At 70.2% G+C, this 718-nt stretch carries 1 protein-coding gene; it reads left to right on the forward strand.

Translation table 11 applies throughout. The features are described from left to right. Positions 1 to 179: 179 nt before the first annotated feature. Positions 180 to 718 (forward strand): class I SAM-dependent methyltransferase (locus ABD323_RS42830; protein WP_344447450.1); only part of this gene is annotated, 539 nt, incomplete at its 3' end.

Below are 718 nucleotides of genomic sequence, written 5' to 3' on the forward strand. Positions count from 1 at the left end.
GGACCCCTGGCCGCCGGAGGCCGGGGGTCCCGTCATGTTCCCGGGCCGCGCTGCCGGTTGGCCGCCGCTTGGCCGTGGCCTGGTCGTCGCTTGGGGGGCCGGCCGCAGGCTCTGAGGGCGGGCGGGAACGCAGCCCGACCCGCGAACCACCCGGCGCACCATCGATCTTGGAGGTAAGAATGACCACCGATGTCTCCTACAAGGAGCTCCAGTACGGCTGGGAGGCGGCCTACCAGCAGCAGACCGACGACGCCCCGCTCTGGCAGGAGGACCCGATCCCGGTCATCCCGCAGGCCATCAAGGCGCTCACCGCCCGCGAGGTGCGCACCGTGGTCGACCTCGGCTGCGGCGACGGCCGCAACCTGGCCGCGCTGGTCGACGCCGGCTTCACCGCGCTCGGTGTGGACATCGCCCCGACCGGTCTGCAGAACGCCAAGCGGATCATCCGTCAGCGCTCGTTCCTGCTCCGCGCCGACGCCACCGAACTCCCGCTGATCGACGCCTCGGTGGACGCGGTCACCTGCTTCGACGTGTTCGGCCAGATCGAGGACCCGAGCGCGCTGGTCACCGAGGCCCGCCGGCTGCTGGTCGAGGGCGGCATTTTCGTGACCAACGCCTTCACCCCCGAGGACCAGACCTACGGCGAGGGCGAGGAGATCGCGCCGAACACCTTCGCCTACAAGGACACCCTCTTCAAGTACTACAGCGAGGAGGACAT

Source organism: Kitasatospora nipponensis (genome assembly GCF_039528135.1).
GTDB classification, from domain to species: Bacteria; Actinomycetota; Actinomycetes; order Streptomycetales; family Streptomycetaceae; genus Kitasatospora; species Kitasatospora nipponensis.